31 protein-coding genes and 2 pseudogenes are annotated in these 26,315 nt (G+C 73.5%); 13 read left to right on the forward strand and 20 right to left on the reverse strand.

Translation table 11 applies throughout. From position 1 onward, the window contains the following. A pseudogene (locus tag AC1DQC_RS17360) lies at positions 1-266 on the reverse strand (hypothetical protein); the annotation flags it as partial. Between the two features lie 110 nt (positions 267-376). Here AC1DQC_RS17360 and AC1DQC_RS17365 point away from each other — a divergent pair. Continuing rightward, on the forward strand, positions 377-1,507 hold the full coding sequence (locus AC1DQC_RS17365) for a flavin-containing monooxygenase (RefSeq protein ID WP_477052480.1): 1,131 nt from the start codon (positions 377-379) through the stop codon (positions 1,505-1,507). Here the strand turns inward: AC1DQC_RS17365 and AC1DQC_RS17370 are convergent. After that, positions 1,504-1,935, reverse strand: a complete 432-nt coding sequence (locus AC1DQC_RS17370) for a DoxX family protein (protein WP_477052481.1) — start codon at positions 1,933-1,935, stop codon at positions 1,504-1,506. The two genes, AC1DQC_RS17365 and AC1DQC_RS17370, sit on opposite strands and share 4 nt — an antisense overlap. Positions 1,936-2,019: 84 nt before the next feature. Between AC1DQC_RS17370 and AC1DQC_RS17375 the strand changes: the two genes are divergently transcribed. Together AC1DQC_RS17375 and AC1DQC_RS17380 are read left to right on the forward strand one after the other, a co-directional pair. Next, positions 2,020-2,385, forward strand: a complete 366-nt coding sequence (locus AC1DQC_RS17375) for an ArsR/SmtB family transcription factor (protein ID WP_477052482.1) — start codon at positions 2,020-2,022, stop codon at positions 2,383-2,385. After that, entirely contained in the window at positions 2,382-2,834 is a 453-nt protein-coding gene (locus AC1DQC_RS17380; RefSeq protein ID WP_477052483.1) for an SRPBCC family protein, read from the forward strand. The genes AC1DQC_RS17375 and AC1DQC_RS17380 overlap by 4 nt, the downstream gene beginning before the upstream one ends. Here the strand turns inward: AC1DQC_RS17380 and AC1DQC_RS17385 are convergent. Continuing rightward, on the reverse strand, positions 2,783-3,403 hold the full coding sequence (locus tag AC1DQC_RS17385) for a DUF998 domain-containing protein (RefSeq protein ID WP_477052484.1): 621 nt from the start codon (positions 3,401-3,403) through the stop codon (positions 2,783-2,785). The two genes, AC1DQC_RS17380 and AC1DQC_RS17385, sit on opposite strands and share 52 nt — an antisense overlap. A 42-nt stretch (positions 3,404-3,445) precedes the next feature. On the opposite strand from AC1DQC_RS17385, the gene AC1DQC_RS17390 reads away from it, so the two are divergent. The 3 genes and pseudogenes from AC1DQC_RS17390 to AC1DQC_RS17400 all read left to right on the forward strand — a co-directional run. Further along, on the forward strand, positions 3,446-4,258 hold the full coding sequence (locus AC1DQC_RS17390) for a glycoside hydrolase family 16 protein (protein ID WP_477052485.1): 813 nt from the start codon (positions 3,446-3,448) through the stop codon (positions 4,256-4,258). Then, positions 4,255-5,067 (forward strand): alpha/beta fold hydrolase, encoded by an 813-nt coding sequence (locus tag AC1DQC_RS17395; protein ID WP_477052486.1) that lies wholly within the window; start codon positions 4,255-4,257, stop codon positions 5,065-5,067. Before AC1DQC_RS17390 ends, AC1DQC_RS17395 begins: the two co-directional genes overlap by 4 nt. A 259-nt stretch (positions 5,068-5,326) precedes the next feature. Continuing rightward, positions 5,327-6,097: pseudogene (locus tag AC1DQC_RS17400) on the forward strand (PP2C family protein-serine/threonine phosphatase); the annotation flags it as partial. Here the strand turns inward: AC1DQC_RS17400 and AC1DQC_RS17405 are convergent. The 5 genes from AC1DQC_RS17405 to AC1DQC_RS17425 form a co-directional block, all read right to left on the reverse strand. After that, positions 5,980-7,491: a glycoside hydrolase family 6 protein gene (locus AC1DQC_RS17405; protein WP_477052487.1), complete on the reverse strand. Its 1,512-nt coding sequence runs from the start codon at positions 7,489-7,491 to the stop codon at positions 5,980-5,982. The pseudogene AC1DQC_RS17400 and the gene AC1DQC_RS17405 overlap by 118 nt on opposite strands. A 204-nt stretch (positions 7,492-7,695) precedes the next feature. Next, positions 7,696-8,691, reverse strand: coding sequence for a dihydroxyacetone kinase subunit DhaK (gene dhaK / locus AC1DQC_RS17410; RefSeq protein ID WP_477052488.1), 996 nt, complete (start codon positions 8,689-8,691; stop codon positions 7,696-7,698). Positions 8,692-8,760: 69 nt separating this feature from the next. Further along, positions 8,761-9,381 carry a dihydroxyacetone kinase subunit DhaL gene (dhaL, locus tag AC1DQC_RS17415; RefSeq protein ID WP_477052489.1) on the reverse strand — a complete coding sequence of 207 codons (621 nt, stop codon included), beginning with the start codon at positions 9,379-9,381 and terminating at the stop codon, positions 8,761-8,763. Positions 9,382-9,410: 29 nt separating this feature from the next. Then, the gene (locus tag AC1DQC_RS17420) at positions 9,411-10,187 is read right to left on the reverse strand and encodes an HAD-IA family hydrolase (protein ID WP_477052490.1); all 777 of its coding nucleotides are present in this window, start codon (positions 10,185-10,187) and stop codon (positions 9,411-9,413) included. Next, the gene (locus AC1DQC_RS17425) at positions 10,184-11,044 is read right to left on the reverse strand and encodes a class II fructose-bisphosphate aldolase (RefSeq protein WP_477052491.1); all 861 of its coding nucleotides are present in this window, start codon (positions 11,042-11,044) and stop codon (positions 10,184-10,186) included. Before AC1DQC_RS17425 ends, AC1DQC_RS17420 begins: the two co-directional genes overlap by 4 nt. 142 nt (positions 11,045-11,186) lie before the next feature. Between AC1DQC_RS17425 and AC1DQC_RS17430 the strand changes: the two genes are divergently transcribed. After that, entirely contained in the window at positions 11,187-11,921 is a 735-nt protein-coding gene (locus tag AC1DQC_RS17430) for a GntR family transcriptional regulator (RefSeq protein WP_477052492.1), read from the forward strand. A gap of 8 nt (positions 11,922-11,929) precedes the next feature. Here the strand turns inward: AC1DQC_RS17430 and AC1DQC_RS17435 are convergent, their stop codons facing one another. Together AC1DQC_RS17435 and AC1DQC_RS17440 are read right to left on the reverse strand one after the other, a co-directional pair. After that, positions 11,930-13,249, reverse strand: a complete 1,320-nt coding sequence (locus tag AC1DQC_RS17435) for an NYN domain-containing protein (protein ID WP_477052493.1) — start codon at positions 13,247-13,249, stop codon at positions 11,930-11,932. A 46-nt stretch (positions 13,250-13,295) separates the two neighbouring features. Next, on the reverse strand, positions 13,296-14,015 hold the full coding sequence (locus AC1DQC_RS17440; protein ID WP_477052494.1) for a Clp protease N-terminal domain-containing protein: 720 nt from the start codon (positions 14,013-14,015) through the stop codon (positions 13,296-13,298). Between the two features lie 72 nt (positions 14,016-14,087). On the opposite strand from AC1DQC_RS17440, the gene AC1DQC_RS17445 reads away from it, so the two are divergent. Together AC1DQC_RS17445 and AC1DQC_RS17450 are read left to right on the forward strand one after the other, a co-directional pair. Continuing rightward, positions 14,088-14,408 (forward strand): cupin domain-containing protein, encoded by a 321-nt coding sequence (locus tag AC1DQC_RS17445; protein ID WP_477052495.1) that lies wholly within the window; start codon positions 14,088-14,090, stop codon positions 14,406-14,408. After that, positions 14,405-14,674, forward strand: a complete 270-nt coding sequence (locus AC1DQC_RS17450; protein ID WP_477052496.1) for an acylphosphatase — start codon at positions 14,405-14,407, stop codon at positions 14,672-14,674. The genes AC1DQC_RS17445 and AC1DQC_RS17450 overlap by 4 nt, the downstream gene beginning before the upstream one ends. Before the next feature lie 14 nt (positions 14,675-14,688). On the opposite strand, the gene AC1DQC_RS17455 is transcribed toward AC1DQC_RS17450, so the two are convergent. Further along, entirely contained in the window at positions 14,689-15,366 is a 678-nt protein-coding gene (locus AC1DQC_RS17455) for a hypothetical protein (RefSeq protein WP_477052497.1), read from the reverse strand. Between the two features lie 54 nt (positions 15,367-15,420). Here AC1DQC_RS17455 and AC1DQC_RS17460 point away from each other — a divergent pair, with 54 nt between their 5' ends. Both AC1DQC_RS17460 and AC1DQC_RS17465 read left to right on the forward strand, forming a co-directional pair. Further along, positions 15,421-15,939: an RDD family protein gene (locus AC1DQC_RS17460; RefSeq protein ID WP_477052498.1), complete on the forward strand. Its 519-nt coding sequence runs from the start codon at positions 15,421-15,423 to the stop codon at positions 15,937-15,939. 25 nt (positions 15,940-15,964) lie between these two features. After that, complete coding sequence (locus AC1DQC_RS17465; protein ID WP_477052499.1) at positions 15,965-16,555, forward strand: carboxymuconolactone decarboxylase family protein; 591 nt, start codon at positions 15,965-15,967, stop codon at positions 16,553-16,555. A gap of 17 nt (positions 16,556-16,572) precedes the next feature. Here the strand turns inward: AC1DQC_RS17465 and AC1DQC_RS17470 are convergent, their stop codons facing one another. Genes AC1DQC_RS17470 through AC1DQC_RS17490 form a run of 5 tightly spaced genes read right to left on the reverse strand, consistent with a single transcriptional unit; the run spans position 16,573 to position 21,351 of the window. Then, a complete protein-coding gene (locus AC1DQC_RS17470) occupies positions 16,573-17,697 on the reverse strand; it encodes a bifunctional 2-methylcitrate synthase/citrate synthase (RefSeq protein ID WP_477052500.1) in 1,125 nt (374 codons plus the stop codon). Positions 17,698-17,735: 38 nt separating this feature from the next. Continuing rightward, the gene (gene prpB, locus AC1DQC_RS17475) at positions 17,736-18,629 is read right to left on the reverse strand and encodes a methylisocitrate lyase (protein WP_477052501.1); all 894 of its coding nucleotides are present in this window, start codon (positions 18,627-18,629) and stop codon (positions 17,736-17,738) included. Next, positions 18,629-20,155 carry an MmgE/PrpD family protein gene (locus tag AC1DQC_RS17480; RefSeq protein ID WP_477052502.1) on the reverse strand — a complete coding sequence of 509 codons (1,527 nt, stop codon included), beginning with the start codon at positions 20,153-20,155 and terminating at the stop codon, positions 18,629-18,631. Before AC1DQC_RS17480 ends, prpB begins: the two co-directional genes overlap by 1 nt. Positions 20,156-20,182: 27 nt before the next feature. After that, on the reverse strand, positions 20,183-20,902 hold the full coding sequence (mtnN, locus tag AC1DQC_RS17485) for a 5'-methylthioadenosine/S-adenosylhomocysteine nucleosidase (protein ID WP_477052503.1): 720 nt from the start codon (positions 20,900-20,902) through the stop codon (positions 20,183-20,185). Further along, the gene (locus tag AC1DQC_RS17490; RefSeq protein WP_477052526.1) at positions 20,899-21,351 is read right to left on the reverse strand and encodes an S-ribosylhomocysteine lyase; all 453 of its coding nucleotides are present in this window, start codon (positions 21,349-21,351) and stop codon (positions 20,899-20,901) included. Before AC1DQC_RS17490 ends, mtnN begins: the two co-directional genes overlap by 4 nt. Positions 21,352-21,476: 125 nt before the next feature. Between AC1DQC_RS17490 and AC1DQC_RS17495 the strand changes: the two genes are divergently transcribed. Continuing rightward, entirely contained in the window at positions 21,477-21,947 is a 471-nt protein-coding gene (locus AC1DQC_RS17495; RefSeq protein WP_477052504.1) for an NUDIX hydrolase, read from the forward strand. Position 21,948: 1 nt separating this feature from the next. Here AC1DQC_RS17495 and AC1DQC_RS17500 read toward each other — a convergent pair whose 3' ends face one another. Next, the gene (locus AC1DQC_RS17500; RefSeq protein WP_477052505.1) at positions 21,949-22,809 is read right to left on the reverse strand and encodes a helix-turn-helix transcriptional regulator; all 861 of its coding nucleotides are present in this window, start codon (positions 22,807-22,809) and stop codon (positions 21,949-21,951) included. A 111-nt stretch (positions 22,810-22,920) separates the two neighbouring features. Between AC1DQC_RS17500 and AC1DQC_RS17505 the strand changes: the two genes are divergently transcribed. After that, a complete protein-coding gene (locus AC1DQC_RS17505) occupies positions 22,921-23,640 on the forward strand; it encodes an SDR family NAD(P)-dependent oxidoreductase (RefSeq protein WP_477052506.1) in 720 nt (239 codons plus the stop codon). On the opposite strand, the gene AC1DQC_RS17510 is transcribed toward AC1DQC_RS17505, so the two are convergent. From AC1DQC_RS17510 to AC1DQC_RS17520, 3 genes are read right to left on the reverse strand one after another with little or no spacing between them, the layout of a single operon-like run. Continuing rightward, complete coding sequence (locus AC1DQC_RS17510; protein ID WP_477052507.1) at positions 23,641-24,678, reverse strand: NAD(P)/FAD-dependent oxidoreductase; 1,038 nt, start codon at positions 24,676-24,678, stop codon at positions 23,641-23,643. It abuts the gene before it with no gap. Next, complete coding sequence (locus AC1DQC_RS17515; protein WP_477052508.1) at positions 24,675-25,208, reverse strand: isoprenylcysteine carboxyl methyltransferase family protein; 534 nt, start codon at positions 25,206-25,208, stop codon at positions 24,675-24,677. Before AC1DQC_RS17515 ends, AC1DQC_RS17510 begins: the two co-directional genes overlap by 4 nt. Next, entirely contained in the window at positions 25,209-26,282 is a 1,074-nt protein-coding gene (locus AC1DQC_RS17520; protein WP_477052509.1) for a type III polyketide synthase, read from the reverse strand. It lies immediately after the preceding gene. Positions 26,283-26,315 lie beyond the last annotated feature (33 nt).

Raw genomic sequence — 26,315 nt, forward strand, 5'->3', positions numbered from 1 at the left:
GCTTGGCATCCATGTCGGCGGGGGCCGGCGCGGCCGGGGCGGGCGGCCAGGGTGGCGGCGACTGACTGGGGCCGGACGCGCTCGGCGGTCGCGAGCGCGCTCGCCGTGGCGGCGCCGTCCTTGTCCAGGCGGGAGAGGACCGACGCCTGCGAGGGCGTGAGCTCGCTGTCCCCCGAGACCTCGCGGAGCCGGCGTCGGAGGCGGCCGAACACGACGCGCAGCTCCCGGGCGGCGACGGCCGCGGGCTCGGTGATGGTCTGGTCCATGCACTCACCGTAAAGTCGTCAGTCCAGACTGTCCAGTTCCGACTGTCGATCGTGAGCGGCCACCCGGACGGCCCTTGGTTGGACATGCGTCCAGGAGGTAGGAAGGTGCCATGCACAGTGGCAGCCTCCCCGTCATCGTCGTCGGCGGAGGCCCCGCGGGCCTCGCCGTCGCGGCCTCGCTCGGTCGACGCGGGGTACCGGCCCTCGTGCTGGAGCGCTCGGACGCGGTCGGCGCGTCCTGGCGACGGCACTACGAGCGGCTGCACCTGCACACCACGCGCCGCGGGTCGAGCCTGCCGGGCCTGGTGATCCCGCGACGCTACGGACGCTGGGTCGCGCGGGCCGACGTCGTGCGCTACCTCGAGGCCTACGCCGCGCACCACCGGCTGGACGTGCGGACGGGTGTCGAGGTCGCCCGCATCGACCGCGACGTCAGCGGCACCTGGCGGGTGGAGACCGCGACCGGTGAGTCGCTGAGCGCGCGAGCCGTCGTCGTGGCGACCGGCTACAACCACACGCCCGTCCCGCCCGCCTGGCCCGGCCGTGCGACGTTCACCGGCGAGCTCGTGCACGCCTCGGACTACCGCCACGCGGGCCCGTACCGGGGGCGGGACGTGCTCGTCGTCGGGGTCGGCAACACCGGGGCGGAGATCGCGGTCGACCTCACCGAGGGTGGCGCCTCCCGGGTGCGGCTGGCGATCCGGACGCCGCCGCACATCGTCCGACGGTCCAACTTCGGCTGGCCGGCGCAGGGGACCGGCATCCTGGTGCGGCACCTGCCGGTGCCGGTGGTCGACCGGATCGCGCGCGGCGTCGCCCGCGTCGAGGTGCCGGACCTGTCGGAGTTCGGCCTGCCTCGGCCCACGACCGGCCTCTACTCGCGGGTGCTGGTGGGTTCGGTGCCCGTGCAGGACGTCGGGCTCATCGCGGCGGTCCAGGCCCGGGCGGTCGAGCCGGTCGCGGCGGTGGAGTCCTTCGACGGGGCCGACGTGGTGCTCGCCGACGGCGCGCGGATCCAGCCCGAGGTCGTCATCGCCGCCACCGGCTACCGGCGCGGGCTGGACACGCTCGTCGGCCACCTCGGCGTCCTCGACGCGCAGGGCATGCCGGTCGCGCGCGGCGCCCGGACGGCGCCTGCCGCGCCGGGCCTGTACTTCGTGGGCTACAACCAGCCGATCAGCGGTCTCCTGCGGGAGGCGCGGATCGACGCCGTGCGCGTCGCGCGCGCCGTGTCGCGCTAGCCGACCGAGCGACGTCGCCAGGCCCGCCAGGCGCCGGTCGACCAGAGCGCCCAGAGCACCAGCAGCGGCTGGAACACCAGGCGGATCGCGCGTGCCCGGTCGGAGTCGAGGCCGAACGCGTCGGTGCGCGTGACCAGCTGCGAGATGTTGCCGGGGAAGATCGCGACGAAGAACGCCGCGGCGAGCCACCCCACGGTGACGCGGTGCCGGGGGAGCGCGACGAGCGCGCCGCCGAGCGCGAGCTCGACGACCCCGGACGCCAGGACGACGGCGTCAGGGTCCACCGGGATCCACGGCGGCACCTGCGCACGGAACTCGGTGCGGCTCCACGTGAGGTGGCTGGTGCCGGCGAACAGCAGGCCCGCGCCGAGCGCGATCCGGCCGACCGTGCGGGCGGTCGTGGGGCTCTCGAGGTCGGTCGGTGCCATCGGGTCAGGGTGTCACGGTGCCCCTTGCCTGTCGCGGGATGCCGGCGTACGTTGAAGGCGTCGCTTAATTAAGGAGTTGCTCACATGCCGGCACGGGACGCCCTGAGCGTGGTGTTCGCGGCGCTCGCCGATCCCACCCGGCGGGCGATCCTCACGCAGCTCGCCCAGGGCCCGACGACGGCCGGCGAGGTGGCCGCACCGTTCGCGATGAGTCGGTCCGCCGTCTCGCAGCACCTGCGGGTGCTCGAGGAGGCGGGGCTGATCGAGCGCACGGTGACCGCCCAGTGGCGCACCTGCGCCCTGCGCACCGAGCCGCTGGACGAGGTCGCCACCTGGGTCGACGGTCACCGTCGGCACTGGGAGGAGCGCTTCGACCTGCTGGACGAGCGGCTGCGCCAGACGCGACACACCCGAGAGAACCACGAGATCACAGGAGAGGCAGACCGATGATCGAGACAGAGCAGACCCTGGAGAAGGCCTTCACCATCACGCGCATCTTCGACGCACCGCGCGCCGAGATCTGGCGGGCGTGGACCGACCCCGACGAGGCCGCGGCATGGTGGCACCCGCGGGGGCTCGAGACGCCGCGCGACTCGGTCGAGCTCGACGTGCGCCCGGGCGGCCGGTACCGCTACACGATGGTCGCGCCCGACGGCAGCACCTACTCGACCGCGGGCACCTACCGGGAGGTCGTCGAGCCGTCACGTCTCGTCTTCACCTGGGTGGACCCGGGCGACCCGGAGGAGCTGGCCCCCGTGATCACCGTGACGCTCGAGGACCTGGGGGAGCGCACGCGCATGGTCTTCCACCTTGACGGCGTGGGCGGGCAGCCCGGCGACGAGAGCGTCTACGACGGGTGGGACTCCGCGTTCGACGTCCTGGCGGAGCGACTCGTCTGACGTCCGGCGGCCTCGCGTCGCAGCGCGACGACCACCACGAGCGGCCAGAGCGCCTGCGCGCCGGCGACGGCCCGCTCGGAGAGACCGGTCGCCGCACCGCCGCCCTGCAGCTCGACGACGAACACGCCGAGCAGCCCGACGAGGGCGGCGGAGGCGCCGACGGCGACGGCCGGCCGCAGGATGCCGGTCGCGCCGCGGCGCCGGGCGAGCGCGGGCCACAGCGCGAGCGCCCCGAACCCGATACCCGCCGCCACGCCGTGCGCGGCCGGGTACCTGTCGACCGGCAGCGCCGCGACGGCCAGTGTCGCGGCGCCGCCGAGCGCGTGCAGCGCCCGGGCAGTGCTGGGGACCGGCCGCAGGCCCGCGGCCGTGACCATGTGCGCCACGCCGGTGACCGCCAGGCCCGCCGTCATGATCCAGGGGTCGGTCGCGGTCGACGCCGCGAGCGCGCTGATCGTCTCCTCCACCGCGTCGAACGACGGCTGCTGCGCGGCGGCGAGCGTCCAGCCGCCGATCATGGCGACGGGTGCGGCGATCGCGGACGCGAGCGCCCAGCGGGGGACGTCCATGGAGGGGCTGCCTTCTGCTCGGTGCTGTCGGAGACTGGGTTCGTGACCGACCACCCCGACGGACTGGTCTTCGAGGACGACTTCGACGGACCCGACCTCGATCCTGCCGTCTGGCTGCCGCACTACCTGCCGGCGTGGAGCTCCCGGGAGCTGACGCGGGCGTCCTACGAGCTGCGCGACTCCTGCCTGGTGCTGCGGATCCCGCCGTCGCAGGGCGTCTGGTGCGAGGGCGACCACCTGCCGCCGACGAGGGTGTCCGGGATCCAGTCCGGCAACTGGTCCGGGCCGGTGGGCGGGACCCGCGGGCAGCAGCCGTACCGCGACGGGCTCGTGGTGCGCGAGGCGCAGGAGCCGTTCCGGGGCTGGACGCCGACGTCGGGGATCCTCGAGCTGCGGGCGCGCGCCGTGCTGACGCCGAGGTCGATGGCGGCGTTCTGGCTGGTCGGCCTCGAGGACCGGCCGGCGCGGTCTGCGGAGATCTGCGTGATGGAGGTCTTCGGCGACGCCGTCCGACCCGGCTCCGCCGAGGTCGGCGTCGGCCTGCACCCCTTCCGGGACCCGGCGGTCGCCGAGGACTGGGCGGCGGTACGGCTCCCGATCGACGTCTCCGAGTCTCACACCTACGCGGTCGACCGGTCGCGGGACAGCGCGGAGCTGTCGGTCGACGGCGTCGTGGTCCGGTCCTGCCCGAACCCACCCACCTACCCGATGCAGCTGATGCTGGCCGTCTTCGACTTTCCGGACCGATCGGTGGGCGACGACGACGCCGTGCCCGAGCTCGTCGTCGACAGCATCCGCGAGGTGGCCGCCGCGCGTCCGGGCGGGCCGCCCCAGCCGCCTAGGCTCGAGCCATGACTGTGCGCTCCAAGAACAACGTCGTGCTGACCGGGGTCCTCGGCGCGCCGGCGATGGTCTTCGCGCACGGGTTCGGCTGCGACCAGAGCATGTGGCGGTTCGTGGCTCCCGCCTTCGAGGCGACGCACCGGGTGGTCCTGTTCGACCACGTCGGTGCGGGCGGTTCGGACCTCACCGCCTACGACCCGCAGCGTTACGGCTCGCTCGACGGCTACGCGGACGACGTCGTCCAGCTCCTCGAGGAGCTCGACCTGGGGCCCGTGGTGTTCGTCGGGCACTCGGTCAGCGCGATGATCGGCGCCCTGGCCTCGACCCGGCGTCCGGATCTGTTCGACCGGCTGGTGCTCGTCGGCCCGAGCCCGCGGTACGTCGACGACGACGGGTACCGCGGCGGGTTCAGCGCCGTCGAGATCGACGAGCTGCTCGAGACGATGGACGACAACTACCTCGGCTGGTCGGCGTTCATCGCGCCGGTCATCATGGGCAACGCCGACCGCCCGGAGCTCGGCGACGAGCTGACCAACTCCTTCTGCCGGACCGACCCGGCGATCGCCAAGCGGTTCGCGCGCACCACGTTCCTGTCCGACAACCGCGCCGACCTGGCCGCCGTGACCACGCCGGCGCTGGTGCTGCAGTGCCGCGAGGACGTGATCGCGCCGCCGGAGGTCGGGCGGTACGTGCAGGAGCACCTCGTCGGCAGCGAGCTCGTGCTCCTCGACGCCGTCGGGCACTGTCCCAACCTGAGCGCACCCGACCAGGTGGTCGACGCCATCACCGCCTACCTGGCCCATGCCCCTGTCCGGGCGTAGCCAGGCCTGGGATGCGGCGCCGGTCGCGCTGCTGCGGCTGGACGCCGACGGCACGATCGCCGACGCCAACCGGATGTTCCTGGAGTGGGTCGGCCGCGACGCCCGCGACGTCGTGGGCCTGACGCGGCTGAGCGAGCTGCTGTCGGTCGGCGGGCGGATCTACTGGGAGACGCACCTGTCGCCGCTGCTGCACATGCAGGGCCGGATCGACGAGGTCGCGGTCGAGCTGCGCGGCCCCGACGGGCGGCTGCCCGTCCTGATGTCGGCGCGCGCCTGGCACACCGAGACCGGCGAGCGCACGGTGGACGTCGCGCTGTCTCGGGCGGCCGAGCGGTCCCGCTACGAGCGTGAGCTGCTCGCCGCGCGGACCGCCGCCGACACGGACGCGGCCTACAAGGCGGCGGTCGCGCACGAGCTGCAGCTGGCGCTGCTCACCACGCACCTGCCGACCGACCGCCGCTTCACTGTGGACACGGAGTACCGGCCCGGCGTGCAGGCTCTGGAGGTGGGCGGCGACTGGTACGACGCCTTCCTCGTCGACGACGACCGGCTCGCGGTCGTCGTCGGGGACGTCGTGGGTCGCGGGCTGCACGCCGCCACCGCGATGGGCCAGCTGCGCTCCGCGGTCCGCGCCGTCGCCGGGCCGGGCGTGGGCCCGGCCGCGCTGCTCACCCGGCTCGACCGGTTCGTCGAGCAGGCGGCCGTGGGCTTCATGGCCACGCTCGCCTACGCGGAGATCGAGCTGGGCACCGGCCGCGTCCGGTACGCCTGCGCGGGTCACCTGCCCCCGCTGCGGGTCACGGCGGCCGGCGCGCACGAGTTCCTCTGGGAGGGCCGGTCCACGCCGCTCGGGATCGGCACGGGCCGGGCCGAGGCCGTGACCACCCTGCTCCCGCACGACCTGCTCGTGCTCTACACGGACGGCCTCATCGAGCGTCGCAACCGCGCGCTCAGGACGGGCCTGGACGCCCTCGCGGACGCGGGCGCGGGCCTGCTGGAGCCGGGCGGATCGGTGGCGTCACTGGTCACCGACCTGCTGGCGCACGCGGACGACGAGCGCGACGACGTCTGCGTCCTCGTCATGACCTGGGCCGGGGGCTGACGCCGCCGACCGCCGACGGTCGTCGGTGGGCACCTCCGTGGCGGGTTCGCGTTGTGCACGAGCTCCAGGGCCATCTCCGGGAACCAGGCGCCCGCTGCCGGGTCGGCGTACCCGCGCACCGGGTCGATGCCGCCGGCCGGGTCCCATCGCGTGCACTCGCCGTCGGACTCGCCCGGGATCTTCACCCACAGGTACGCGTCGACGTACGGGCTGCCGGTGGTCAGGGTCGGCTTGAGGCCGAGGCCGCGGCCGGGCGGGTTGCACCAGACCTGCGGGTCACCGGCGGGGCTCCCCGCGGGTGYGGTCCACGGACCCTGCCCGTTGCGGCTCGTGTCGATGACGGCGTGCTTCAGGACGTCGGGGCCGCTGGGCGCGCCCGCGGCGTTGGTGACCTCCGTGGTGTACCAGTCGTCGGTCCTCGTCCAGGTGCTGAAGTCGGCCGGGTCGGCCGGGTAGTACTGCGACGCGCAGTAGTCGAAGTGGCCGACGCGCCAGCCGCCCTCGGCCGTGTTCGTCCCGTACCAGAGGCACTGTGAGATCCAGGAGGCGAACTTGACCTGGCGCTCGGACGTCTCGTAGTTGGACACGTTGAGGAAGAAGCCGTCGGCCTTCTCGACGCCGGCCTTGTGCAGGCGGTCGGAGATGTCGCCGACGCCGAGCCAGCCGGAGTGCGTGCCGTCGAGGTAGACGGAGGTGTTCGGCAGGGCGGTCAGCCGGTCGACGGCGCCGTTGACCTGCGTGAACCGGTCGCTCGCGGCGGTCGCGGGGTTCAGCTCGGCGGGCTGGCACCACTCCTGCGCACCCTGGTTCGACGTGTACCAGGGGATGATCCCGAGGCCGTCGGGCTCGAGCAGCACGATCGCCTGGCCGTCGCCGACGCCGGCGGCGAACGCGTCGATCCACGCCAGGTAGGACGCGGTGTCCGCCGCCCCGCCCGCGGAGTACTGGGCGCAGTCGCGGAACGGCAGGTTGTACGCGACCAGCACCGGGATCGAGTGCGTGATCCGGGCCTGGAGCATGGTCTTCTGGACGGCCTTCTTGACCTCCTTGGGCGTCCCCGAGGTGAACCAGACGGCCTGCGGCGTGGCGGCCATCTTGGTCAGCGCCGCGGCGTCGGCCCACTGGCGCGTCTTGACCAGCTGCTTGATCTGCTGGACGGCGCCGTCGTCCGGCGGGGGAGTGAACAGCCGCGTGGCCGGCGGCGGCGCGTGGTGGCCGCGGCCGTCATGAGCCGCGGCAGGAGCCGCGACGGCGAGTGAGAGCGCTACCACACTGGCGGCAGCGAGCAGCATCGAGCGAGTGCGGGGCAGGGGTCTGGACACGGAGTCTCCTACGTCGTTGTCGGATGACCGTTCGCGAAAACCGACGACGCGAGGCCGTCACGGGAAGCATGACAATCCGGACGGCCGAGCACAAGGTGTACCGGTAAGGAAAAGGTGTACCGGTAAGGAAGATCCCCCGTTCGGGCGCGGGAGCTCCGCGACGCGCGGCGGACCCGCGGGCGCCGCCGCGCGTGGCGGTCGAGGTCAGAACACCCGGTTGGCGATCTCGGCGGGCGCCAGCAGCAGCTCCTTGATCTCGTCGTCGAGCTTGACCAGGGTGAGCGAGGCGCCGGCCATGTCGAGCGATGTGCAGTACTCGCCGACGTAGCTGCGTCCCACGGTGATGCCCTGTGCGGCCAGCTTCTCGTGCGCGAGCCCGTACAGCAGGTACAGCTCGCTGATCGGGGTGCCGCCCAGCCCGTTGATCATCAGCGCGACCTCGTCGCCCGAGGAGTAGGGCAGGTCGGGGACGACGGCGCCGAGCAGCTCGTCGACGATCTCGTCGGCGCTCACCAGCTTGGCCCGACGGCGACCGGGCTCGCCGTGGATGCCGACGCCGACCTCCATCTCGTCGTCGGCCAGCTCGAACAGCGGGGAGCCCTTGGCGGGCGGCGTGCACGGGGTCAGCGCGATGCCCATGGTCCGGGTCACCGAGTTGACCTTCTCGCCGATCCGCACGAGCTCCTCGAGCGACGCCCCGGCCTCCGACGCCGCCCCCACGGCCTTCATGACGAAGAAGTTCCCCGCCACGCCGCGCCGACCGACCGTCCAGGTCGAGTCCTTGACGGCGACGTCGTCGTTGATGAACAGCGTCCGCACGTTGAGGCCCTCGGCCTCCGCCAGCTCGGCCGCCATCTCGAACGCCATCTTGTCGCCGGTGTAGTTGTTGACCAGCAGCAGGACGCCCTTGTCCGAGGCCAGCAGCTTCGCCGTCTCCAGCACGTACTCCATGGGCGGCGCCGCGAACACGTCGCCGGGACACGCCCCGTCGAGCATGCCCTTGCCCACCACCATCACGTGCGCCGGCTCGTGGCCGGACCCCGAGCCTTGGATGATCGACACCTTGTCGTGGTTCGGGGCGTCGGCGCGCATGATCAGGTTGTACTCGGGCACGTAGCGCAGGGTGTCGGGGTTGGCCAGGGCGATGCCCTTGAGCATCTCGGGGACGAAGTTCTTCGGGTCGTTGACGAACTTCTTCATCGGTCGTTCCTCCACATCGTCGTGTTCTTCTGACCTGTCGCCGCGTCGCCCCCGGGGCGCGGACGTGCGTCACCAGGTGTCGGCGATCCGTTCCGCCAGCACCGCGACCGCGACCGCGCCCGGATCGACCGACCCGATGCTGCGCTCGCCGGTGTAGGAGGCGCGGCCGCGCCGGGCCTGCATGGGCTTGGTCGCCTCGGCGGCGTCGCGCGCTGTCGTGGCGGCAGCCCGGGCGACGTCCGGTGCCGACGAGCCCGACGCGAGCTCCTTCTCGATCGTGTCCGTCATCGGGGCGAGGGCGTCGAGGAGGGTCTTCTCGCCCAGGTCCGCGCCGCCGCGCGCCTTGATGCCCTCGATCGCGGCTCGCAGCATGGCGACGACGTCGTCGCCCGTGATCTCCTGCTTGCCCTTGACCTGGCCGGCGGCCCGCAGGAACGCCGTGCCCCAGATGGGTCCCGAGGTCCCGCCGATCCGCCCCGTCATGACGAGGGCGACCTTCTGCAGGAACGTCGCGGTGTCGGTGCGGTCGAACGTGTCCCACTGGGTCACCACGTTCTCGAAGCCGCGCGCCAGCGAGAACCCGAAGTCCCCGTCGCCGACGACGGAGTCGAGGTCGCCGAAGTACTTCTCGTTCTCGATGCAGGTCTGGGCGATGGTGCGGACGACGGACTCGACGCGGGCATCGGACACGGCGCTTCGCTCTCTCTTCGGGTCGGCGGCTACGGGGTCTGCAGGAGGTGGGCGACGTGGGACAGCTCGACCTGGCCGTCGATCGACAGGCCGTGCGGGTTGGCCAGGACGTCGGCGGGCGTGTCGGGCAGGTCACCGAGCGAGCTCACGACGAGCGACGCCCCCGTGAAGTCCTCGGCGGCGGTGTAGCTGCTGACCGTGACGACCGTGCGCAGCCCGGCGCCGAGCGCGGCCCGCAGGCCGTTGGCGCTGTCCTCGACGACGACGACCTCCTCCGGCCCCACCCCGAGCTCGCGCAGCGCGAGCAGGTAGATGTCGGGCGCCGGCTTCTTCGCGGGCACGACGTCGCCGGCGAACACCGCGAACCGGGCGGCGAGGTCGTCGCCGACGACGTGCTCGAGGACGGCGCGCACCGAGGCCTCGGCCGACGTGGACGCGACCGCGAGGCCCCAGCCCGCCGCCGAGGCCTCGGCCACCAGGCGGGCGATGCCGGGCCTCCCGGGCAGGACGCCGTCGGCCACCATCGCCGTGTAGTGCGCGGTCTTGGCCTTGTGCCAGCGGGCGATGAGGTCGCGCTGCTCGTCGGGGTCGGTGGGCAGGTGCGCGGCGTCGACGAACACCGGGGTGAACACGGTCGCGAGCCGCTCCTTGCCCCCGCCGATCGCCAGCAGCTGGCCGTACTCCTCCTCGCTCCAGTGGATGGGCAGGCCGGCGTCGGCGAACGTCCGGTTGAACGCGGGCAGGTGGCCGTCGCGCTCGGTGTCGGCGAGGACGCCGTCGCAGTCGAAGACGAGCGTGGGGCTCATGCCGCCCCCCGGCCCGCGGCGCCGAACTCCTCGATGTGCACCGCGATGGCCGCCTGCACGGCGGCCGAGATGTCGCGGAACATCGACGGCGGGTCCCACGTGTCACGGGCGCGCGCCTCGGCCAGGTGCTTCTCGGCCGAGCGCATGTACGCGACCTTGACGCCCGTCGAGATGTTGATCTTCGAGACGCCGGCGGCGATGAACGTCGCGAAGTCGTCCGCGGTCAGGCCGGTCCCGCCGTGCAGCACGATCGGCCGGTCGGTGAGCGCGGCGAGCTCGCGCACGCGCTGCGGCAGCAGCACCGGCTGCGCCTTGTACTCGCCGTGCGCGGTGCCCAGCTGGGGCGCGAGCAGGTCGACGCCGGTGCGCTCGGCCACGGCGGCCAGCGTCGCCACGTCGTACGAGTGCAACGAGACGTCGGACCCGACGCCGTCCTCCACGCCGATGATGTTCTCGATCTCCGACTCGACGTCGACCCCGGCGGCGTGCGCCTCGGCGACCACCTCGGCCGTCTCGCGCTCGGCGGTGGCCAGGTCGCGGTCCGAGGCGTCGAACAGCACCGACGACCAGCCCGCGCGGACCACGTCGGAGATGACGGCCCGGTCGGGGCAGTGGTCGAGGTGCAGGGCCACGGGCACGGGGACGTCGGCGGCGGCGGACCGGAACATCGTCGTGATCAGGTCGGTGCCGATCGAGCGGACGGTCTTGACGGAGATCTGGACGATCATCGGCGCGCTCGCGGCCACGGCGGCGGCGATCACGGCGCGCAGGCTGAGGTCGTCGAGGATGTTGACCGCCGGGACCGCGTAGCCGCGCTCGCGCGCGGTCCGCGTCATCGTCAGCGTCGACGAGATCATGCTCAGCCCTCCCGGGGAGCGGCCGGTGTCCGTCGTGGGACAGACCGGTGGACCAGGACCGCATCGTCCCGATCTGTCCGCAGTCTAGACAGGTCTACTCATGCACGACCACACGAGCGAGATCCGTGGAACCCTTGGGCTCATGACCCAGGTCCTGGAGCGGGAGTCGGCCGTGCCGCTCTACGCGCAGCTCGAGACGATCCTGCACGCGCGGATCACCAGCGGCGAGTGGGCACCCGGGCAGCGGATCCCGTCCGAGAACGAGCTCAACCGGATGTTCGGCCTGAGCCGGATGACGGTGCGCGGCGTCCTCACCAAGCTCGTCGGCGACGGCCTGCTGGTCCGCGTCCCGGGCAAGGGCACCTACGTCGCGACGCCCAAGATCAACGCGACGTCACCCGCCTACCGCGGCGTGCGCGAGCAGCTCGAGGGGCTCGGCTACGAGACGTCGACGCGGCTGGTCTCGCTCGCGCTGGAGGCCCCGTCGCAGGGCGTGCGCGAGCGGCTCGCGCTCGGCGAGGGCGACGAGACCTACGTGGTCGTGCGCGTGCGCTCGGTCCAGGGCGAGCCGATCAGCCTGCACCGCTCGTACGTCCCGGCCCGCCTCGCGCCCGGCCTCGACGGGCACGACGTCGTCGCCAACCAGCTCTGCGTCGTGCTGGAGCAGCACTACGGCCTGCCGATGAAGCACGTGCGCGAGGACCTCGAGGCCGTCGCCGTGAGCACGGCCGACGCCAAGCACCTCGGCATGCGACGCGGCGAGCCGGCCCTGCAGCTGCAGGACGTGATCTTCGACGCCCTGTCGCGGCCGTTCGAGTACTCGTCGATCGTGTTCCGCGGCGACCGGATGCGGCTGCGGTTCGACTACGACCGGTAGGCCGGGGCTCAGTCCTCCAGCAGGCCGCCGCCGACCCACGCGCCGATCGCCGCGACGTCGCCCGGGCTGAGCTGCATCCGCGCGCCGCGGCAGAGGCCGACGACGTTCTCGGTCCAGGCGAGCGCGAGGTCGCCGGCGCCGGTGGTCGGCGTGAGCTCGAGGCCGGCGAAGATGATGCCGCCGATGACGAAGTTGACCGTGGACCGGCCCACCTGCGCGCCGGCCTTCTGGCAGGCGTTGCGCACGCGCTTGGACGTCTCGGCCCGGTTGAACGGGTGCGCGTGCAGGTCGGCCGCCAGTGCCGTCAGCAGCACCCGGTAGTTCTCGGCGCTCAGCCCCGGGGTGTCCGTGACGGTGATGACCTGGCGCTGCAGTGCGCTGGGGTCGGTGTCGGTCACCGCGCCCGGCAGGTCGGCCTCGCCGAACCGCTTGGGGTCCCACACGTAGCCCGGGGGACGGGACGACGCGCCGACCTCCGGCACGGCGCGCGCGAGCCACGGGAGCACGCCCCCCGTCCCCGCCCACCGGCTCTCCTGCAGGCTCGGGTCCGCCTTCTGGGCGACCTGGACGATCGTGCCGAGGGGCACGGGACGGTCCGCGGTGCGGACCCGCTGGAGCACGGCCTTGCGTGCGGCGGCGGAGGCCCCGCCCGTCGCCGGCGTCTTGGCCGCGGGCGGCACCGCCGCCGGTGCATCGGCCGCGGGCCGCTCGGGCTGGGCCGCCGTGCGAGCGCGCGTCGGCTCGACCGGGTCCTCGACGGCAAGCGTGGACGCGGTCTGCGTCACCAGGTCGGCGAGGTCGTCGGCGGTGATGACCGAGTCGGCGACGGCGCGGTAGGCGCTCGCCGCGGGGCTGGCCGTCATGATCGTCACCCGGCGGTCGGCGGCGCGGCACCGGAGGGCCAACGGCGTGAAGTCGGCGTCGGCGGAGACGATGACGAACTCCTCGTACAGCGTCGGCGCCGCGAGGGCGTCGACGGCGTCGAGCACGAGGTTGATGTCGGCGCTGCTCTTGCCCTGCTGGGTCAGCGACGGGCAGTCGACCACCTGGAACCCGGCGCGCGTGAAGTTGGGCCGGAACTGCGAGAACCTCGACGGGTTCAGGTAGCAGGCGCGGATGAGGAAGCGGCGCGTGAAGTCGCCCTCGGAGTCGCTGCCGGACTCGAGCTCGCCCAGCCAGTGCCCGGGATCCGTCGCGAAGGCCTCGGCCGCCACGGGGTCCAGGCGCTGGAGGCCGATGTACACGTTGTCGAAGTCGACGAACAGGGCGGTCCGGAAGCGGCGGCCGCCGTCCGTCCGGTCGGCAGAGGTCACGCTGGGGGAGGTCACCCGAGCATCTTCCCCTGCCGACGCGGTCGGACGCGTATCGGGACCGCTACGCCGTGGCGGCGTCCTCGGGGCGCTCGGCCAGCACGAAGGCCTCCACGGCCGACTTGTCGAGCCCCAGCGCGGCGAGCGGACCCGTGCCGTCCTCGACCTCGAGCAGGGCGAGCAGGACGTGGCCCGTGTCGACCCGGTCGTCGTCGAGCCGCACCGCCTCGCGGAACGTCAGCTCGAGCGCCTTCTTCGCGGCGGCGTCGAAGGGGACCAAAGCGGGGACGGGGGAGACGGCCGGCGGAAGAGATGCGGCGAGGGTCGCGCGGGCGTCGGCGAGCGACGTGACCTGCGCGGCGACGGCTCGCGCGGCGACGTCCTCCGGTGCGCCGAGCACGCCCAGGGCGAGGTGCGCCGTGGTGATCTCGGCGTTGCCCGCGGCGTGCGCCTCGTTCTGCGCGGCGACGACGACGCTGCGGGCGGCGTCGGTGTAGCGAGCGAAGCCCTCGGCGGCGGAGGGCGTACCGGGGTCCTTGGGCACGAACCGCTTCTGCGCGGCCTGCTTGGTCACCCCCATGCTCGCGCCGATCTCGGTCCACGACGCGCCGGACCGGCGGGCCTGGTCGACGAAGTGGCCGATCAGGTGGTCGGCGACGTCACCCAGGGCCTGCGCGGTGAGCACCGCGGTCGAGAGCTGGTCGAGGACGGTCGGCTGGGTCGTGGTGATGGCCTCGATGAGGTCGTCGAGGCGGACGGGGTTCTGCAGGCGGGTCGTCGTCATGCGTCAACCGTAGGTTGACGATCGAAGCCCGGTCAACCCTGAGTTGACGATGGATGGCGGCACACTGGAGGGGTGCATCTCCTCGAGCATGCCGGCGAGCCCGGCGAGACCCGGTACACCGAGCACCTCCGGGTCCCGGCGCTGAGCGTCGGCACCTACGTGCTCGCGGTCGGCGACGACGACCGCCAGCAGCCGCACACGGAGGACGAGATCTACGTCGTCCTGCGCGGTCGGGCGCGGCTGTGGACGCCGGATCTCACGGTCGACGTCGGCCCCGGCGCGGTGGCGTTCGTGCCCGCGCTCGAGCCCCACCGCTTCGTCGACATCGCCGAGGACCTGCACGTGCTCGTGGTCTTCGGCCCCGCCGAGCACAGCAACGCGGGGACGCGATGACGCGCCGCCGGCTCCTGGTGCACGGCATGGTGCAGGGCGTCGGCTACCGCTGGTCGTTGTCCCGCGAGGCCCGCCGGCTCGGCGTCAGCGGCTGGGTGCGCAACCGGTCCGACGGCACGGTGGAGGCGGTGCTCGAGGGCCCGGACGAGGCCGTCGACGCCCTCGAGGCGTGGTGCCGGACCGGACCAGGTGGCGCGGGGGTGTCGGGCGTCGACGTCGCGACGGAGGCTCCGGAGGGGCTCACGGGCTTCACGATCGAGCCGTGACACGCGGCGTGKGATCACCGCAGCCAGACGCGCAGCGGGCCGAGGGGCTCGAAGCCGACGGCGGTCGGCGCGATCACGTCGGGCCCGGACTCGTAGCCCACCAAGGGGTACGGGCCGAGCTCGCGGCGGGCGAGCACGGTCAGCTCCGACCACACCATCTCGGGCTCGACCCGCAGCGCCCGCACGTTCGAGATCCCGACCACGGGAGTCTCGCCCGAGCGGTTCAGCGCGGCGACGGCGATCGGTCCGTCGGCGTCCGACGCGAGCAGCAGCCGGACCACGGGGTCGTCGAGCACCGCGGGCGCGATCGCCGCCGACCCGTGCGCGGCGAGCCACTGCGGGAGCGTCCCGGCGTCGACCGCCCGCCATGGCAGCCCGACCTCGCTCGGGGCACGCGCGGGCCGGGTCAGCCACTGGGCCTCGAACAGCACGGCGTAGCCGTGCGGGGCGAGGTCGAGGTCGGCGAAGGAGTCCTTGACCGACGCGCCGGCGGAGTCGTCGATGGCCGCGAGCACCTCGGCCACCGGCACCCCGGGCCGCAGGGTCACCGCGTCCGGGTAGGCGACGGGCGAACGGCTCGGCGTCGACCAGAGGCGTGGTGCGGTCACGGTGGGGCGGCCGGTCGCGCGGACCACGAGGTCGCACCAGGCGGCGTTGTTCGCGGCGGCAACGGTGACCGCAGGCACTGACACGACACCCACTCTGCCCGCTACGGTGCTGCGCGGGGGTTGGCGCACGGAGGTGGCATGACCGGGTTTCGGCACGCAGGACGCCGCGCGGTCGCGGCAATGATCGACGGGGCAGTGGTCGCCGTCCCCCTGGCGGTCGTCGCGGCCGTCAACGGGCTCGCGGTCCGCCGCGGCACCTCGCCCCCGATCTCGCTCGCCGGACGCCCCCGGCTGCTGGTCCCGGCCCTGGTGACCATCCCGGCGGCCCTCGTCCTGGGGATCGCCGACGCCCGCGGGGGCACGCCGGGCATGCGGGCGCTCGGTCTGGCGATCGAGCCGGTCGGGGGAGGCGACCTCACTGTCGGGGCCGCCGTCCTGCGCCGGGCGCTCACCACCGCCCTGCCGTGGGAGCTCGCGCACCAGGGTGTGTGGTCCGCCCGCGGCGGAAAGAGCGGCGCCGGCGCCCTCCTGCTCGGCTCGTCCTACGCCTGCCTGATCGGGCTGGCCGTGCAGGCGGGACGGGGCGACGGACGCACGGCCGCGGACGTCATCGCCGGCACCGTCGTCCTCGACGTGCACGCCGTGCCGGCGTCATGATCGTCCCGACCGACCGGGAGGACGCATGAGCTGGATTCGCGAGGCGGACGAGGGAGACGACCCCACGGGCGAGGTCGCGGCGGCGTTCGACAAGGACCGCGCGACGCTGGGCTACGTCGCCAACTACACGAGGGTGCTGGCGCAGCGACCCGCGGTGCTGCGCGCGTGGCAGGGTCTCAACGGCGCGATCAAGGGCATGGACCCCCGTCGCTACGAGGTCGCGACGACCGCCGCGGCGCTGCGGCTGCGGTCCAGCTACTGCTCGCTCGCGCACGGCGGCGTGCTCGCACGTGGCCACATGAGCCCGGGTGCGGTGCGTGCGCTCGCTCGCGGGGACGACGCCGAGGAGCTGACCGAGGTCGACCACGCGATCGCCCGGCTGGCCGACAAGGTCGCCGCCGGCGCCGCCGACCTGCGACCGGGGGACCTCGACGAGCTGCGGGAGCTCGGGCTCGCCGACGACGAGGTGCTCGACGTGGTGCTCGCCGCGGCGGCGCGGTGCTTCTTCAGCTCGGTGCTCGAGGCGGTCGGCGCCGAGCCGGATGCGGCGTACGCGCAGCTGGACGGCCCCCTGCGCGAGGCGCTGACGGTCGGGCGCCCGATCGCCCCGGCCTGACGGACCATCCGCGACCGTCAGGTGGTCGGCACGTCCCGTCGCGCCGGGCCCACGTACTGGCTGAGCGGCCGGATCAGCGAGTTGGCGCCCAGCTGCTCCATGATGTGCGCGGTCCAGCCCGTGATCCGGCTCGCGACGAACAGCGGCGTGAACGTCGGGGTGTCGAAGCCCATGAGGTGGTACGCGGGCCCGGTGGGGTAGTCGAGGTTGGGCAGGATGTTCTTTCGCTCGGTCATCGCCGCCTCGAGGGCGTCGTAGAGATCGAGCATGTCCGGGCGGTCGTAGTGCTCGACGAGCGTGACCAGCGACTCGCGCATGGTCGGCACCCGGGAGTCGCCGTGCTTGTAGACGCGGTGGCCGAAGCCCATGATCTTGCGCTTGCTCGCCAGCGCGTCGTCGAGCCACGCGGCGGCGCGGTCGGCGGTGCCGATCTCCGCGAAGGTCTCCATGACGGCCTCGTTGGCGCCGCCGTGCAGCGGGCCCTTGAGCGCGCCGACCGCGCCCGTGACCGCCGAGTGCAGGTCGGAGAGCGTGGACGCGATGACCCGGGCGGTGAACGTCGACGCGTTGAACGAGTGCTCGGCGTACAGCACCATCGAGACCTCGAACGCGCGCACCACCACCGGGTCCGGCAGCTCGCCGAACGTCACCCAGAGGAGGTTCTCGGCGAACCCGAGGTCCTGGCGGGGCTCGATCGGCTCCTCGCCGCGGCGTCGGCGCTGGTCGAGCGCGACGATCCCGGGCAGCTGCGCGAAGAGGCGCACGGACTTGGCCAGGTTCGCCTCGCGCGACGAGTCCTCGGCGCTCGGGTCGTGCGCGCCCAGCACGCTGACGGCCGTGCGGACGACGTCCATCGGGTGGCACGTGAGCGGGAGCGCCTGGACCGCAGCGACGACCTCGTCGTGGAGCCGGCGCTGCAGGCGCTCGGCCCCCTGCAGCGCCTCGAGCTGCTCCGCCGTGGGCAGCTCACCGTGCCAGAGCAGGTACGCGACCTCCTCGAACGAGCGCGAGGCGGCCAGCTGCTGGACCGGGTAGCCGCGGTACAGCAGCGAGTTGCTCGCGGCGTCGACGGAGCTGATCTCGGTGGTGTCGACGACCACCCCTGCCAGGCCCTTGTGGATCTGGACGTCGGACTCGGTCATGCACTGCCTCCATCGTCGTTGACGGACGTTCGTCCTGCTCAGAGCTTGAAGTTGAACACATTCGCGTCGAAGTGGCCGTACGACTCGTAGTCGAGCAGCTCGTAGAGCTCCGCGCGCGTCTGCATCTGGTCCAGCAGGCCGGCCTGGGTGCCCTCGGCGCGGATCTGGTCGAGGCCGCGCATCGCGGCGCCCATGGCCAGGCGCAGCAGCGTGACCGGGTAGATGACGATGTTGATGCCGAGGTCGGTCAGCTGCTGGGTGGTGAGCAGCTCGCCCTTGCCGAACTCGGTCATGTTGGCCAGCAGCGGCACGTCGACGGCGGCGCGGACCGCGGCGAACTCGTCGGCACTCGTGAGGGCCTCGGGGAAGATCGCGTCGGCGCCCGCGTCGACCAGCGCCTTGGCCCGGTCGATCGTGGCCGACAGGCCGTCGACGGCGCGGATGTCGGTGCGCGCCATGACGAGGAAGTTCGGGTCGCGGCGCCCGTCGACGGCCGCGCGGATGCGCTGCAGCGCCGTGTCGTCGTCGACCACGGCCTTCCCGTCGAGGTGGCCGCATCGCTTCGGGTTGACCTGGTCCTCGATGTGGCAGCCCGCCAGGCCGGCGTCCTCGAGGCCCTGGACGGTCCGCGCGACGTTCATGGGCTCGCCGAACCCGGTGTCGGCGTCGACGATCGACGGCAGCCCGGTCATCCGGGCGATCTGCCCCGCGCGCAGCGTGACCTCGGTGGCCGTGGTCAGCCCGATGTCCGGCAGCCCGAGGTCCGCCGACAGCACCGCGCCGGAGATGTACACGCCGTCGAAGCCCTTGGCCTCGATGAGCCGGGCCGACAGCGGGTTGAACGCGCCCGGCAGCTGCAGGAGCCGACCCGAGGCGAGCCGCTCGCGCAGCGCGACGCGCTTGTCGGCTGCGGTGGTCGTGGCGTACAGCATCAGAAGAGTCCTTCCGGGGTGCTCACGGTGTCCAGCAGGCCGGCGGGGGCGACGACCGTGAGGCCGGCCAGCTCGTCCGCGGTGAGGGACGGCAGGCGCTGCGCGACGTCGAGGAACCGCTCGATCTCGGCCGCGTCGAGCACACCCTCGGCGAGCGTGCGGAACTTCGCCACGTACTGCTCGCGGGCGAACGGCCGGGCTCCCAGGGGGTGGGCGTCCGCGACGGCGATCTCGGCCTCGACCACCTCGCCGGCCGTGGTCGTGATGACGACGCGGCCGCCGAACGCCTTCTCGTCCGGGTCGGTCGAGTGGTACCGACGGGTCCACTCCGGGTCCTCGGTGGTGGTGACCTTGAGCCACAGGGCGATCGTGTCGGCGCGCCCCGCGCGGGACGGCGCGTACGAGTCGACGTGGTGCCAGGCGCCGTCCTGCAGCGCAACCGTGAAGATGTACGGGATCGAGTGGTCGAGCGTCTCGCGCGACGCCGTCGGGTCGTACTTCTGGGGGTCGTTGGCGCCCGAGCCGATGACGTAGTGCGTGTGGTGCGAGGTGTGGATGACGATCGACTCGACGTTCGCCGGGTCCGTGAGGTCCGGGCGCTCGCCGTGCAGGCGCCGGGCCAGGTCGATGAGGGCCTGCGACTGGTACTCCGCGGAGTGCTCCTTGGTGTACGTGTCGAGGATTGCCGTCTTGGCCTCGCCGGGTGCGGGCAGCGGGACGTCGTACGCGGCGTCGGGGCCGTCCAGCAGCCACGCGATGACGCCGTCCTCGCCCTCGTAGATCGGCGTCGGCGACGTCTCGCCGCGCATCGCCCGGTCGACCGCCTCGATGGCGACCTTGCCGGCGAACGCCGGCGCGTAGGCCTTCCACGACGAGATCTCGCCCTTGCGCGACTGCCGCGTGGCCGTCGTCGTGTGGAGCGCCTGGCCGACGGCGTGGAAGATCACCTCGGGCGACAGGTCGAGCAGCGTGCCCAGGCCGGCAGCCACCGACGGGCCCAGGTGCGCGACGTGGTCGATCTTGTGCTTGTGCAGGCTGATCGCGCGGACCAGGTCGACCTGGATCTCGTAGCCCGTGGCGATCGCGCGCACGAGCGCCGCTCCGTCGCGTCCCACGTGCTGCGCGACGGCGACGATCGGCGGGATGTTGTCGCCCGGGTGGGAGTAGTCGGCCGCCAGGAACGTGTCGTGGTAGTCGAGCTCACGCACCGCGACGCCGTTCGCCCAGGCGGCCCACTCGGGGCTGACCCGCGTGCTCGGCTCGACGCCCGACACGGTCGCGCCGTGCCTGGCGCCGGCGTACGGGTGCGCGAGCGCCTGGGCACGGGCCGCCGACGGGGGAGTGCGCGTCAGCGAGGCGACCGTGACCGCGGCGTTGTCGATGACGCGGTTGATGATCATGTCGACCACCTCGTCCGGCACCTCGACGGGGTCGGCCGCCACTTCCGCGATGGCCCAGGCCAGCTGGTCGGCACGCGCCAGACGGTCGGCGCTCGGGTGCACGCGGACGGGGTGGTTCTGGGTCATCGGGTCTCTTTCTGTGAGGGCTGACGGTCAGCGGGCGTGGGCCATGTCCCCGACGGCCAGCCGCCGCAGGACCTCGATGACGACGGCGGCCGAACGGTCCGCGGCGTCGTCCACGTGCAGGAGGAAGTCCGAGCCCGCCACCGGGCCGCACAGGTCGGAGATGCCCCGGACCGAGAGGAACGGCACCCCGTACAGGTGCGCGGTGTGGGCGAGGGCCGCCGACTCCATGTCCGTGGCCAGGGCGGAGGGGAACGACGCCCGGATCCGGTCGATGCGGCTGGCGTCGATGAATGCGTCCCCGGACAGGACGGTGCCGGACAGGACGCGCAGGTCGACGCCGGCGGTGACGGCGGCGTCGTGCAGCACCTGCTCGGCCTCGTACACCTCGGGCATGCCCGGCACCTGGCCCAGCTCGTACCCGAAGGCGCGGGCGTCGGCGCCGGAGTACACGTACTCCGAGCCGACCACCACGTCGCCCACGCGCACGTCCAGGCCGACGCCGCCCGCGCTGCCGGCACTGATGACCGCGCGCGGGTGCGTGCCCTGGATAGCCACCGCCGCCGCCGTCGCGGAGTTCACCAGGCCGATGCCGCACTGCACGAGCAGCACCTGGCGACCGCAGACGGTGAGCAGCCGGTGCTCGGCGTGGCCCATCGCGGTCGGGTCGCCGACGACGTCGGCGCGGCTCAGGAACGCCGCGGACTCGTCGGGCATCGCGGTGACGATGACCGCGTCGACGGCGATCATGCGGTCACGTGCTCCCACTCGTCGCGCGCGCCGAGGAACGTGCGGGCGGCGTCCTGCGCGCCCTCGAGCGTGTGGTTCGCGCCCCAGCCGCACTGCACCTCGTTCGCCGCGGGCACCTCGGTGGCCGTCGTGATGTCCGTCAGGGTGTCCTGCACCAGGGTGAGGACGTCGTCGTAGTCCCACTCGCCCTGCAGGATCAGGTAGAAGCCGGTCTGGCAGCCCATGGGCGAGAAGTCGATGACGCGGTCCGAGTGGTTGCGGGAGTGCTCCGCGAAGAGGTGCTCGAGGGAGTGGACGGTCGGCATCTCGAGGTGCGCGACGTTCGGCTGCGTGAAGCGGACGTCGTACTTCTGGATCACGTCCCCGGCGGGCAGGTGCTTGGTGTCGGCCAGGCGCACGTACGGCGCGGCGACGGTCCGGTGGTCGAGGTTGAACGACTCGACGTTCATGCGGGGCTGGTTCACGGCAGAGATCCTTCTCGGTCGGCGACGCACCATTGTCCCCTGCCGGGAGACCGGCGTCGTCCGCACGGTACGGTCGCCGCACCGTCCGCACGACCCGAGGAGAACCCCGCATGGCGATCCCCGACCACGTCCTCGCGCTGCGGGCCGCCGTGGGCCACGACCTGCTCTGGCTGCCCGGCGTGACCGCCGTGGTGCTGCGGGACGACGATCACGTGCTGCTGGTGCGGCGGGCCGACAACGGCGAGTGGACCCCGGTGACCGGCATCGTCGACCCCGGGGAGGAGCCGTCCGACGCCGGTGCCCGCGAGGTGCTCGAGGAGGCGTCCGTCGTCGCCGTGCCGGAGCGGCTCRCCTGGGTGCACGCGCTGCCGCCGATGGTCTACGACAACGGCGACCACGCGCAGTACCTCGACCTCACGTTCCGCTTCCGCTACGTCTCGGGCGAGCCGTTCCCCGACGACGGCGAGAACACCGACGCCGCCTGGTTCGCGCTCGACGCCCTGCCGCCCATGTCCGCCGAGATGCACGCCCGGATCGCCTGGGCGCTCGTCCCCGACGGCCCGGCGGCGTTCGGCCGCTGACTCAGCCCGCGGGCGTCATCGACTGCGTGCCGAGCACCCGCAGGAGCGCGAGGGCGTCGGCGTCCGGCGTCCCCGGCTCGGCCGAGTAGACGATCACCGTCTGGTCGCTGTCGGGCACGTGCAGGGAGTCGCAGTCGAGCACGATCCGGCCCAGGCTCGGGTGGTCGATCGTCTTGCGGTGGAACGGCCAGCTCGTCGACGAGCCGCCCGCCCGCCACAGCTGGTCGAACCGGTCGCTGCGCCTCCTCAGCTCGCTGACCAGGTCCCGTACCGACGGGTCGCCGGGATAGCGGGCCGCCGTGGCGCGCAGGGTGGCGACGGACTGGGCGGCGGTCGCCTCGCGCTCCTCGTCGCCCATGGCCACCGTGCTGCGCCGGGGGTCCGGCTCGCCCAGGAACCGCAGCCAGATGATGTTGCGCTGCCGACGAGGGACCAAGGACCAGTCGCCGAGCAGCGCGGAGGCGAGCGCGTTCCACGCCAGGATGTCGCCGCGCGCGCTCAGCACCATGGTGGGCAGGTCGTCCAGCCGGTCGAGCAGGCGCTGAACGCTCGGGCGCACGTGCTCGTCGACGCGGCCGGGCGTGGGCGGGGCGTTGCCGGCCAGGTGGAACAGCTCCGCGCGGGCGTCGTCGTCCATCCGCAGCGCCCGGGCGAGCGCGGTGAGCACCTGCGGCGACGGGTGCGGCCCGCGCCCCTGCTCCAGCCGCACCACGTAGTCGACGCTGACGCCGGCCAGCTGGGCCACCTCCTCGCGCCGCAKCCCGGCGACGCGTCGGCGGGTGCCGGCGGGCAGACCCACGTCCTGCGGCGAGAGCGCCGTGCGCGCTCGGCGGAGCACCTGCGCGAGCTCGGACCGGTCCATCGCCCCAGGATGCCGCACGGCTGGCGAACGCCGAGAGGCGCAGAGGGGTACCGCCGGTCCTAGGCTCCGCCGGTCCTGGAAGCCGCCGCGGTCCCGGGCGACGGTGGACCCATGACCACCAACACCACCACCACCATCGCCCTCGTCACGGGGGCCACCCAAGGACTCGGCACGCAGACCGTCCGGCGGCTCGCCGCGCTCGGTTGGACCGTCTGGCTCGGCGCACGCGACGTCGCGCAGGGCACGGAGCTCGCCGACCAGATCGAGGGCGACGTCCGCGCCGTCCAGCTCGACGTCACGGACGACGCCTCGGTCGACGCCGCGGTGCGCACGATCGACGAGCAGGGCGGTCGGCTGGACGTGCTCGTGAACAACGCAGGCGTCGCGGGCGGCATGCTCCCGCCGCGGGACACCACGGCCACCGACTTCCTGCGCGTGTACGGCGTCAACGTGCTCGGGCCGGTGCGCACCACGCACGCCTTCCTGCCCCTGCTCGACCGGTCCGCCCAGCCCCGGATCGTCATGGTGTCCAGCGGCATGGGCTCGCTCGGCATCACCACCGACCCGGAGCGGTTCGAGTCCACCCTCCACGGCCTGGTGTACCCGTCGTCGAAGACCGCGCTGAACATGATCACGTCGCAGTACGCCAAGGCGCTATCGAGGTACCAGGTCAACGCCGTCGACCCCGGGTACACCGGCACCGCCCTCAACGGCTTCCGCGGTACGCAGACCGTGCAGGAGGGGACCGACGCGGTGGTCGCCGCGGCGACCTTTCCGCCCGACGGGCCGACCGGTACGTTCACCGACCGGGCGGGTGTCGTGCCGTGGTGATCAGCGCGCGAGCCGCTCCACGACCGTCCCGTACAGGCCGGGGGCGGCGGCGGCGAGGGGCACGATGCCCCGCCGCAGCGGCGAGCGCGCCGCGGCGAGCAGGCCGCGGGTGAGCACCCGGTAGTCGCGCGTGGCGGCGGACCAGGCCTTCTCGTAGGCGGCGTTGGAGCCGGCCACGTCGTCGTCCAGGGTCGCGATCGCCGCGTTCGCCTGCGCGAGCCCGACGCGCACGCCCTCGCCGGTCAGCGCGTCCACGTAGCCGGACGCGTCGCCGACCAGGCGGACGCGGCCGGCGGTCCGGCGCCGGGTGCGCTGGTGCAACGGGCCGGCGCCGCGGGCCGGTCCCAGCGTCTCGGCGTCGCCCAGGCGCCGGCGCAGGGCGCCGAAGGAGTCGAGGGTCCGCTCGTAGTCGTGGTGGGCGGGCCCGAGCAGCGCCACACCGACGACGTCCTCGGCCACCGGCGTCACGTACGCCTCGACGGAGCGCCCCCAGTGCACCTCGACCAGGTCGGTCCACGGCGCCACCCGGAAGTGCCGACGGACGCCGAAGCGGCGACCGGTGCCGCGCCGGTCGGGCGAGAGGTCCACCTGCCGGCGGACGGTCGAGTGCAGGCCGTCGCACGCGAGCAGCCACCGTCCGCTGATGCCGGCGCACCAGACCGCGTCCGCGTCCTGCTCGACGGCTCCGCCGCGCCCGGGCACGACGACCGCACCGAGCTCGGCCGCCCGCTCGGCCAGCGCCGCGTGCAGGACGGTGCGCCGCACGCCGAGCCCGGGCGTCGTCGCGAAGAGGTGGTCCGCCACGCGGGCCCCCCGCAGGTAGCGGATGCCGCTGAGCCGATGCCCCTGCGGGTGCACACCGAGGCGCGCGAGCGCCGCGACCGCGCCCGGCATCAGGCCCTCCCCGCAGGCCTTGTCGACGGGCGTGGCGCGGGGCTCGACGACGATGACCGACAGCCCCGCGAGGCGCCCCTCGACGGCGGCGGCGAGCCCGACAGGCCCGCCGCCGATGATCAGCAGGTCGGCGTCGGGCGTCACGCGGTCGCCGGGGTGGCCGGGCTGACCGAGGCCAGCGCGCGCTCCTCCGTGGGGATCCGGAAGCCCAGCAGCAGCACGGCGTTGAGCACCGTGAACGCGAGGGCGGTGACCCATGCGGTGTGCACCAGGGGGAGCGCGGCGCCCTCGACGGCCACGGCGACGTAGTTGGGGTGGCTCAGCCAGCGGTAGGGGCCGCGCCGGACCAGCGCGATGCCGGGGACCACGATCACGCGGGTGCTCCACTGGTTGCCCAGCGTCGAGATGCACCACCAGCGCAAAGCGTTCGCGGCGACGACGAGCACCAGCGCCGTCCACCCCAGCGCGGGCAGGAACGGCCGGTCGGCCACGTGCACCTCGACCACGCAGGCGACCAGCAGCCCGGTGTGCAGGGCGACCATCGGCGGGTAGTGCCGCTTGCCGGTCTCGACGCCGCCGTGCGCGAGCGCCCAGGTCACGTGCCGCTGCGACACGATCAGCTCGGCCAGGCGCTCGAACGCGACGACGACGATCAGCCAGTCGTATGCGATCACCTACGGCTCCTCGGGCCAGCGCAGCAGGACGGTCTCGGTGCACACGCCCGGGCCGATGGCGAACAGCACGCCGGGCGAGCCGGGGATCTGACYGCCCGCCGCCAGTTCGTCGGCCAGCACGTGCAGCACGCCGGACGAGCTCAGGTTGCCCACCCGGGCCAGGGACCGCCAGCTGGCGGCGAACGCCTCGTCGGGCAGGTCCAGGGCCCGGGCCGCGGCCTGCAGGATCTTTGGGCCGCCGGTGTGCGCCACCCACGTGCCGACGTCGGCGACCTTGAGGTCGTGCGCGGCGAGCAGGTCGACGACGCCCTGACCCAGGTGCTCCTCGACGATGTCCGCGAGGCTCGCCGCCAGCACGATGCGGAACCCGCTCCCGCCGATGTCCCAGCCCAGAGCGCCGGCGGTGTCGGGGTACAGCGCGCTGCGCGCCGCCACGACGTCGACCCCGCCCTGGAGGTCGGCCGCCCGGTCGGTGCCCACCAGCACGGCCGCGGCCGCTCCGTCGCCGAACAGCCCGCTCGAGACCACGTTGGCCATCGAGTCGTCGCCGTGCTGCAGCGTGAGCGAGCACAGCTCGACGGACACCAGCAGGGCGACGTCCTGCGGGTGGCCCTGCAGGTAGTCCCGCACGCGCGCGATGCCCGCGGCGCCGGCCACGCACCCGAGCCCGAACACGGGCAGCCGCTTGACGTCGGGGCGCAGGCCGAGGCGCTCGACCAGGAGTGCGTCGACGGAGGGTGTCGCGATGCCGGTGATCGACGTGAACAGCAGGAAGTCGACGTCGGCGGCCCGGAGCCCCGCGGCGGCCAGCGCGCGGCGGCACGCCTCGGCCGCGAGCGCGGTGCCCTCGCGCACGAACGCGTCGTTCGCGGCCGCGAAGGAGGTGAGGCCCGCGTAGTCCTCGAGCGGCAGCGCGAGGTGGCGCGTCTCGATGCCCGTCGCGGCGTGGATCCGGTCGATCGTGCGGCGACGGCGCGGGTCCGAGGTGAGCAGGGGCGCGATGGCGTCCGTGATCTCGGCCTGCCCGTGCGCGTGGGCGGGCAGGACCGGGGCGATCGAGGCGATGCGCACCATTCCGGCATGGTGTCATGCGTCGGTCGGTCCGTC

This window comes from Cellulomonas sp. P4_H12, assembly GCF_056400905.1.

Coding starts and splice junctions, on each gene's coding strand:
- AC1DQC_RS17365 (WP_477052480.1), top strand. CDS start 377: ATGCACAGTGGCAGCCTCCCCGTCATCGTCGTCGGCGGAGGCCCCGCG.
- AC1DQC_RS17370 (WP_477052481.1), bottom strand. CDS start 1,935: ATGGCACCGACCGACCTCGAGAGCCCCACGACCGCCCGCACGGTCGGC.
- AC1DQC_RS17375 (WP_477052482.1), top strand. CDS start 2,020: ATGCCGGCACGGGACGCCCTGAGCGTGGTGTTCGCGGCGCTCGCCGAT.
- AC1DQC_RS17380 (WP_477052483.1), top strand. CDS start 2,382: ATGATCGAGACAGAGCAGACCCTGGAGAAGGCCTTCACCATCACGCGC.
- AC1DQC_RS17385 (WP_477052484.1), bottom strand. CDS start 3,403: ATGGACGTCCCCCGCTGGGCGCTCGCGTCCGCGATCGCCGCACCCGTC.
- AC1DQC_RS17395 (WP_477052486.1), top strand. CDS start 4,255: ATGACTGTGCGCTCCAAGAACAACGTCGTGCTGACCGGGGTCCTCGGC.
- dhaK (WP_477052488.1), bottom strand. CDS start 8,691: ATGAAGAAGTTCGTCAACGACCCGAAGAACTTCGTCCCCGAGATGCTC.
- AC1DQC_RS17420 (WP_477052490.1), bottom strand. CDS start 10,187: ATGAGCCCCACGCTCGTCTTCGACTGCGACGGCGTCCTCGCCGACACC.
- AC1DQC_RS17425 (WP_477052491.1), bottom strand. CDS start 11,044: ATGATCTCGTCGACGCTGACGATGACGCGGACCGCGCGCGAGCGCGGC.
- AC1DQC_RS17430 (WP_477052492.1), top strand. CDS start 11,187: ATGACCCAGGTCCTGGAGCGGGAGTCGGCCGTGCCGCTCTACGCGCAG.
- AC1DQC_RS17440 (WP_477052494.1), bottom strand. CDS start 14,015: ATGACGACGACCCGCCTGCAGAACCCCGTCCGCCTCGACGACCTCATC.
- AC1DQC_RS17450 (WP_477052496.1), top strand. CDS start 14,405: ATGACGCGCCGCCGGCTCCTGGTGCACGGCATGGTGCAGGGCGTCGGC.
- AC1DQC_RS17460 (WP_477052498.1), top strand. CDS start 15,421: ATGACCGGGTTTCGGCACGCAGGACGCCGCGCGGTCGCGGCAATGATC.
- AC1DQC_RS17465 (WP_477052499.1), top strand. CDS start 15,965: ATGAGCTGGATTCGCGAGGCGGACGAGGGAGACGACCCCACGGGCGAG.
- AC1DQC_RS17470 (WP_477052500.1), bottom strand. CDS start 17,697: ATGACCGAGTCCGACGTCCAGATCCACAAGGGCCTGGCAGGGGTGGTC.
- prpB (WP_477052501.1), bottom strand. CDS start 18,629: ATGCTGTACGCCACGACCACCGCAGCCGACAAGCGCGTCGCGCTGCGC.
- AC1DQC_RS17480 (WP_477052502.1), bottom strand. CDS start 20,155: ATGACCCAGAACCACCCCGTCCGCGTGCACCCGAGCGCCGACCGTCTG.
- mtnN (WP_477052503.1), bottom strand. CDS start 20,902: ATGATCGCCGTCGACGCGGTCATCGTCACCGCGATGCCCGACGAGTCC.
- AC1DQC_RS17490 (WP_477052526.1), bottom strand. CDS start 21,351: ATGAACGTCGAGTCGTTCAACCTCGACCACCGGACCGTCGCCGCGCCG.
- AC1DQC_RS17505 (WP_477052506.1), top strand. CDS start 22,921: ATGACCACCAACACCACCACCACCATCGCCCTCGTCACGGGGGCCACC.